Origin of the sequence: Nocardia asiatica NBRC 100129 (assembly GCF_000308415.1) — a bacterium.
Classification (GTDB): domain Bacteria; phylum Actinomycetota; class Actinomycetes; order Mycobacteriales; family Mycobacteriaceae; genus Nocardia; species Nocardia asiatica.
In genome coordinates, this window is the sequence record NZ_BAFS01000192.1 from 1 (window position 1) to 7,472 (window position 7,472).

A 7,472-nucleotide genomic window follows, 5' to 3' on the forward strand; every position below is an offset into this window, starting at 1 on the left:
GTTTGGAAGCGGGCGGAACGGTCGTCGTCCTCACCGGGACGGATCTGACCGGCACGACCGCGGTCGACTTCGGCGGCACACCGGCGACCTCGTTCACGATCGACTCACCGACCCAGATCACCGCCGTAGCGCCCGCCGGGACCGGTACGGTGCAAGTCACCGCCACCACCTCCGGCGGAACCAGCAACGGCCTCGCCTACACCTACATTCCGGTTCCGGCCCTCGCGGTCGTGCTTCCGAACGTAGGACCGGCGGCCGGTGGAACGACAGTCGTCCTCACCGGGACGAACCTGACAGGCACCACGGCCGTCGACTTCGGCGGCACACCGGCAACTTCGTTCACCGTCGATTCCGCAACACAGATCACCGCCGTCACTCCCGCCGGAACGGGAACGGTGCAAGTCACCGCGACCAGCTCCGGAGGAACCAGTAATGGTCTTCCATTCATCTATATCTGACGGCTGATGCGGCTGGGCCGTCGGCAGGCTATTGCCGGCGGCCCAGTTTCGTTGCGGTTGAGCCGATACAACAGAGTCTTCTTCACCGTCGAGGGAGGCTGCAGGGGTAAGGGGGTTTTCGTTGGCGACCGTATTGAAGATGCTGCTAGCGGAGCGGCATCTGAAAAGTCATCCGGATTTCCTTGTCGCGTACGACCGGTGCGCGGCGCAGCTGGACCCGCCCATTCCCCCAGGGCATGGGCCGGCGAAAGCGCAGTATTACCAGTGGCTGTCCGGGCGCATGATCGGATTTCCGCGCGACTATCACTGCCGGGTGCTCGAGAAGATGTTCCCCGGCTGGACAGTTGAAGGATTGTTCCAAATGGCCAACTCGACACCGGCGGGCACGCAAGCATTCGGACCGGGGCCTTCGGGCACCGACGTCCGGCTCGAGGCGTTCCTCGGGGTGGAGACCAGCACCAGGGGAACTACGCTGGTCTACCCCTCGTTCGAGCTGACCGGGTCGTCCGTGGACGCACTGCGGGCGGCGGGGATCTCCCGGCGGCGAATATTCGGGAAGCAAGAGGGTGCCTTCCCGGATCGTCCCGTCGAAATCCCCACTGTGGTGGCGGAGAACGATTTTCGCGGACTGCTGTACATGTTCTCCTTGCTGCAGCGCCACACCAGCATTCGGGCCGAGGTCCGTAGCGACCGATACATGGTCACCCACTACGACCGCCCCTACATCAGTTTCGGGCTGTGCGGTAACAACTGCACCCGGTTGTATGCGCACATCGTCGACGACCCGCTGTTCACCATCCATGACAGCGGCGCGGAGGACGGCCTGGCGGCGGTGCGCCTCGAGCTGATCGACGGAAGCCGGTACGACTCGAACGACGACCGCAACATCGGCGTCGTCGCGCGAGTGCGACCGAACGCGGATCAGCATCCCGATCGCTACTGGTTCTATTGCGGCGGCTTGGGCCCGCGCGGCACCGCCGGAGCGGGCTGGTATCTGGCCAACTCGTGGCTTTCGCTCCAGCACCGTGTCGGGGACCGCGAATTCGTCGCGGTCATCGGCGTCGACGAATACTCGGACCGGACGACCAGTTTGGAGCATCTGCTGATCGCCTCGCCCGAGCGGAAATGAAAGGTACGCACACCCGTCGTCGGCCCGGACAGTGTTGTCAGCACTGTCCGGGCGGCGCGGACGCATCGGTTCCCGCCCTCGCGGCGGGTTCCGGTCCGAGCGCGACGAAGGAGGACAGTGGTGAACTATCGACCGACATCGGTTCGGGCGGTGCGATCTACCGTGCCGCGCCACCAGGAGTTCCTGGTCTGGGTCGTCCCCGTGTGGGAACGGCGAAGGCGGGTCAATAACCGGCGGGCAACGCCGCGAGCATGTCCCGTGTCACCGCGACGGCATTGTCGGAGCTTCCGCCTTTGACCAGCAGCGTGGCGAAGGCGATGTCGCCACGGAAGCCGACGAACCAGGAGTGCGACCCACCGTCGACTTCGGCCTCCCCGGTCTTGCCGTAGACCTCGCCCTGATCGGCGATGCGCTCCGCCGTGCCACCGAGGACCACCTTGCGCATCATCGCGCGCAGCCCTTCCACGACATCGGGCGCGAGAGCCGGACGGTCACCGTCGATCCGGGTGGGCCGTCCCGTGATCAGGTAGGGCACGGGCGCCGAACCGTGCGCGATGGTGGCCGCCATGAGCGCCATGCCGAACGGGCTGACCACCACTCGGCCCTGACCGATGCCGTCCTCGGTGCGCTGGATCAGGTCCTCGGTGGGCGGCACCGAACCGGAGGCCGTGGGCAGCCCGACCACCGAATAGGACGGCCCGACACCGAGCTTCGCGGCGGTCTCGTGCAAGGCACGACCGGGCAGCGCGCTGGCGAGTTTGGCGAACGAGGTGTTGCAGGACCGCTCGTAGGCGGTGGACATCGGCACATTGCCGACCGTGAACATGTTGTAGTTGGGAATGGTCCGCTCGCCGATGACGATCCGGTTCGGGCACGGCAGCACCGTGTCGGGTGTGGCGAGACCGTTCGACATGGCGGCAGCGGCGGTCACCGTCTTGAACACCGAACCGGGCGGATACTGGCCGATCGTCGCGATGGGCCCGTCCCGATCGGCGGCCTTGTTCTGCGCGACCGCCAGAATCGCGCCGGTGGACGGCCGCAGCACCACCATCATGGTCTGCTCGGTCCGCGGCTGCACGGCGCGCTGGGCGGCGATCTGCACGTACCGGTCGACGCTGAGGGAGAACGACGGCGCCGGCTGCGAGGGCACCTCCATCAGCACATCGGTGTCGGCGCCGTTGGCGTTCATGGTGACCACGCTCCAGCCCGCTTTGCCGTCCACCTCCGCGATCACCGCCTTGCGCACCTGGGTGAGCAGATCGGGCGCGAACTCCCGATCTGTCGCGACCAGATCCCACTGCTGGGTGAGCGTGACGCCGGGCAATCCGATGAGATCGGTGATCACCTGACCGGATTCGGCTTCGTTGAGCAGGGCGACGGTGTAGGTACCCCGAGCCGCCTTCGCCGCGTCGAGGATCGACTGCGGTGTCAGCGACTGGTCGAAACGATGCAGCGCGGCGGCCAGCGCGGTGGCCACCGTCGCCGGATCGGCGGCGTCCGCCACTGCGAACGCGACCCGGGACACTTTGCCGGGCACCATCACGTCGCTGCCGGACTGTTCGTTGACCCGCGATCGCGGCGGCGGATTCGACCGCAACGCCATGGTCTGGGTGTCGCCGAGTTTCGGGTGGATGTTCGAGGAGGTCCAGCGGACCATCCAGCGCCCGTTACTGCGGCCCATCTGCAACTGGCCCGAATACTTCCAGGTCCGGTTCTTCGGCAGCCGCCACTCGTAGGTGTAGTCGACGGTCGCGGTGTCACCGGTCACCCGCGCCGCGCCGGTGCGCGCGGTGAGCTGCTCGGCCTGGAGCTGGTCCCACGCCGAACGCAGTGCGCCGCTCGCCCGCTCCGGCAGATTGGTGAACTGCGCGGCCGCGCTCACCCGGTGCTCGGCGAACGCCTTGACGAACGCGTCCGCCGCGGGCACAGGTCCCTGCGGCCGGCTCGCGCAACCGGCCGCGGCCACGGTCAGGACCGCGGCGGCGAGCGCGAGGATCATCCGAGTCGACATCGGCACCGATGCTAGTGGTCACCGACGGGCAAATGCCTGCGGCACTCCGCGATTCGTCGTGCCCGCGGGCGCGGTCAGTCCACCAGGACGGTGGCGAAGGTGGCGATCTGCCGGAACCCGACCCGGCTGTAGGCCCGGCGGGCGATCGCGTTGTAGTCGTTCACGTACAGGCTCGCGGTGCGGCCGGAGGCGACCACGGCGTTCGCGACCGCCGCGGTGCCTGCGGTGCCGCGCCCGTGCCCGCGATGGTCCGGATGCACCCAGACGCCTTGGATCTGACCGGTGCGCCGGGACAGCGAGCCGACCTCGGCCTTGAACACCACTTCCCCGTCCTCGAAACGGGCCCAGGCACGGCCGGATTCGATCAAGCTCTGGATGCGGCGGCGATAGCCACGGCCGCCGTCACCCGCCCGCGGATCGACGCCGACCTCCTCGATGAACATGGCGATCGCGGCCGAGAGGTAGCGGTCGAGTTCGTCGCGTCGCACGCGGCGGACTTCCTGGTCGGGTGTGGCCAGCGGCGGCTGGGCCAGCGCGAGTAACGGTTGTTCCCCGCGTAGCTCACGTTCGGGGCCCCAGTGCCCGGCCAGCATCTCCCACAGCGGCAACGCCAATTCCCTGCGGCCCACCACCGAGGAACAGATCCGCGGCCACCGGATCGCCCGATCGGCGAATGCGCGCAGCGCGTCACGGTCGCCGAGCAGCGGAACGAGGTTCGCACCCGAGAAACACAGCGACTCCGCGGGACCGCCCCGGGACCAGAGTTCGCCCTGCCCACACCGAGCGTCCAGACCGAACTCCTGCAACCGGGCCGCGACCATGCAGGAGGCCACCGGATCGGCATCCAGCACACGTAGCACCTGGGCTAGATCCCGATTAGCGAGCTGCCGCGCAGGGGCGTATTTGGCCCGTCGCGCCGGCTCCAGCAGACTCCGCACGATCACAGCCTGCCACGAACCGGCGCGATGCGGTACGTCTCCGCGGAAAGCCGTGGTAGGCGGCTCAGCCGACGGTGACGACCGGTTCGCCGGCGGCGTCCGCACCCATCTCCTCGGCGATGCGCATCGCCTCTTCGATGAGCGTCTCCACGATCTGAGCCTCCGGAACGGTCTTGATGACCTCGCCCTTGACGAAGATCTGGCCCTTGCCGTTGCCCGAAGCCACGCCCAGATCGGCCTCACGCGCCTCACCCGGGCCGTTCACCACGCAGCCCATCACGGCCACCCGCAGCGGCACCGTCATGCCCTCCAGACCGGCGCTCACCTCGTTGGCCAGGGTGTACACGTCCACCTGCGCACGCCCGCAGGAAGGACACGACACGATCTCCAACTTGCGCGGACGCAGGTTCAGCGATTGCAAGATCTGCCCGCCGACCTTCACCTCCTCGGCGGGCGGCGCGGACAGCGACACCCGGATCGTGTCACCGATCCCCTCCGCCAGCAGCGCGCCGAAGGCGACGGCCGACTTGATCGTGCCCTGGAACGCCGGACCCGCCTCGGTCACGCCCAGATGCAGCGGATAATCGCACTGCGCGGCCAACTGACGATAGGCCTCCACCATGACCACCGGGTCGTTGTGCTTGACCGAGATCTTGATATCGCCGAAGCCGTGCTCCTCGAACAGGCTCGCCTCCCACAACGCCGACTCCACCAACGCCTCCGGCGTGGCCTTGCCGTACTTCTCCATCATCCGCTTGTCCAGCGAACCAGCATTCACCCCGATACGAATCGGGATGCCCGCCGCACCCGCGGCCTTGGCGACCTCCGCCACCCGGCCGTCGAACTCCTTGATATTGCCCGGATTCACCCGCACCGCCGCGCACCCGGCATCGATCGCGGCGAAAATATACCGCGGCTGGAAATGAATATCGGCGATCACCGGAATCTGAGACTTCCGCGCGATCGTGGCCAAAGCGTCCGCGTCCTCCTGACGCGGACACGCCACCCGCACGATGTCGCACCCCGACGCGGTCAACTCCGCGATCTGCTGCAAGGTGGCGTTCACATCATGCGTCTTGGTCGTCGTCATCGACTGCACCGAAATCGGGTGCGCACTACCCACCCCCACATTGCCCACCATCAACTGGCGGGTCTTACGCCGTGGAGCGAGCACTGCCGCGGGAGCGGTCGGCATCCCCAATCCGATTGTGCTGGTCACCTTCGGCTGCCTACTTTCATCGTGTCCGGCCGGTTCGGTGCCGAGTCTAGCCTTGGCGCACGACGCCCACCCTGTGACAGCAACGACAAGGCTTCCCCGGTGACCACGCCAGACTACGCGGCGAACCGCATCGCCCGGCCACCGGCCCGGCTCAAGGGAACAGTTTGATCGGGTTGACGATGTCGGCGGCCAGGGTGAGCAGCATGTACGCGCCGCCCATCACCACGAACACGTAGGTGACGGGCAGCAATTTCAGATAGTTCACCGGCGCACCGGGGGCCAGGCCCTTCCAGCCACGCACGGTGTTGCGGATCTTCTCGTAGACCACCACCGCGATGTGGCCGCCATCCAGCGGCAACAGCGGCAGGATGTTGAACGCGCCGAGGAAGAAGTTCAGGCTGGCGAGCATCATCACGAACACCTGCCACAGGCCCGCCTGAGCACTCTCGCCGCCGATACGGCTGGCTCCGTAGACGCTGACCGGGGTGTTCGCATCGCGGTCGCCGCCCGTCACGGCCTCCCACAAGTCCACGACCTTGGCCGGCATCTGCAACAGGGACTTGAAGACCTCGACCGCGAGGTCGCCCGTGAACGCGATCGACGCGGGAATCGCCGGCAGCAGACTGTACTGCACCGGCCCACGGTAATCCTGGCCGACTCCGATAGCGCTGACCTCACGCCCCGGACCGCCGTCGTCCGGGTAGCGCATCACGCGCTCCGGCGTCACCGGGATCGTCAGCGTGCGCCCGTCGCGTTCGACGGTGTAGGTGATGGTCCCCGTCGCCTTCTGCGTCTCGACCACGAATTGCTGCCACGTCTCGACCGCAACGCCGTTGACCTTGGTGACCACGTCGCCACGCTGCAGACCCGCTTGCTGCGCCGGACCCAGCCCGGAGCAGTCCTGCTGAACCTTGCCGGGAAGCTCGCTGCGGACACAGCTCATGGCGCCCAGCGCCGTCGGCGCCGGCTGCTCCAGACTCGGCAGGCCCCAGCCCACGGCCAGCACCACGATCAGGATGAAACCGAGCACGAAGTTCATCGCGATGCCGCCGGACATGACCAGCAGACGCTTCCAGGTGGCCTGGCGGTACATGGCGCGATCGAGTTCCTCCGGCCGCAGCTCGTCCAACGCCGTCATGCCCGCGATGTCGCAGAAGCCGCCGAGCGGAAGCACCTTCAGGCCGTACTCGGTCTCGCCGCGGCGGAACGAGAAGATCTTCGGTCCGAAGCCGATGAAATACCGGCGCACTTTCATTCCGGTCGCCTGGGCGGCCCACATGTGCCCACATTCGTGCAGCGCGATCGACACCGTGATGCCGAGCGCGAACAGCGCGAATCCCAACGCGAACACCATCTGCTCTACAGCCCTCCTGCGCTTGCGCCAGCTCTGACATCCCGCACGCACGCGTCCGCTCCTGGCCGCGAGCACTCTGTTCACCCTAACCGGACACAGGTCCGTCCTGTGTGTTCAGTGTGCCAGGACGCCGTGGGTTGGCGAGTCCGATCCGGCGCCGAACGGGGTCAGCCGCGCACCCGAGCGGCGGCGAACTCGCGCGCCCAGCGGTCCGCGGCGAGCACCTCGTCGAGCGATTCCGGTTCGGCGCGCCAGCGCTCGGCGGCCTCGACCGCGGCGGCCACCGTCCGCACGATCTCGGGGAAGCGGATGGCGCCGTCGAGGAATGCCTGCACCGCGACCTCGTTGGCGGCGTTGTACACC

6 protein-coding genes and 1 pseudogene are annotated in these 7,472 nt (G+C 67.5%); 2 read left to right on the forward strand and 5 right to left on the reverse strand.

The genetic code is table 11. The features are described 5' to 3' along the window. Both ON27_RS18430 and ON27_RS18435 read left to right on the forward strand, forming a co-directional pair. Nucleotides 1-458, forward strand: a 458-nt coding sequence (locus tag ON27_RS18430; RefSeq protein ID WP_043728753.1) for an IPT/TIG domain-containing protein, incomplete at its 5' end; no start/stop codon positions are given. Between the two features lie 139 nt (nucleotides 459-597). Beyond that, nucleotides 598-1,587, forward strand: a complete 990-nt coding sequence (locus tag ON27_RS18435) for a hypothetical protein (protein ID WP_043728755.1) — start codon at nucleotides 598-600, stop codon at nucleotides 1,585-1,587. Between the two features lie 223 nt (nucleotides 1,588-1,810). On the opposite strand, the gene ON27_RS18440 is transcribed toward ON27_RS18435, so the two are convergent. The 5 genes and pseudogenes from ON27_RS18440 to ON27_RS18460 all read right to left on the reverse strand — a co-directional run. Then, nucleotides 1,811-3,598: a penicillin-binding transpeptidase domain-containing protein gene (locus ON27_RS18440; RefSeq protein ID WP_051046747.1), complete on the reverse strand. Its 1,788-nt coding sequence runs from the start codon at nucleotides 3,596-3,598 to the stop codon at nucleotides 1,811-1,813. A 74-nt stretch (nucleotides 3,599-3,672) separates the two neighbouring features. Then, nucleotides 3,673-4,536 (reverse strand): GNAT family N-acetyltransferase, encoded by an 864-nt coding sequence (locus ON27_RS18445; RefSeq protein ID WP_083887654.1) that lies wholly within the window; start codon nucleotides 4,534-4,536, stop codon nucleotides 3,673-3,675. A 64-nt stretch (nucleotides 4,537-4,600) separates the two neighbouring features. After that, nucleotides 4,601-5,755: a flavodoxin-dependent (E)-4-hydroxy-3-methylbut-2-enyl-diphosphate synthase gene (gene ispG / locus ON27_RS18450; protein ID WP_043728762.1), complete on the reverse strand. Its 1,155-nt coding sequence runs from the start codon at nucleotides 5,753-5,755 to the stop codon at nucleotides 4,601-4,603. A gap of 151 nt (nucleotides 5,756-5,906) precedes the next feature. After that, nucleotides 5,907-7,109, reverse strand: coding sequence for a M50 family metallopeptidase (locus ON27_RS18455; RefSeq protein ID WP_043728766.1), 1,203 nt, complete (start codon nucleotides 7,107-7,109; stop codon nucleotides 5,907-5,909). 167 nt (nucleotides 7,110-7,276) lie between these two features. After that, nucleotides 7,277-7,472, reverse strand: a pseudogene (locus ON27_RS18460) (1-deoxy-D-xylulose-5-phosphate reductoisomerase); the annotation flags it as partial.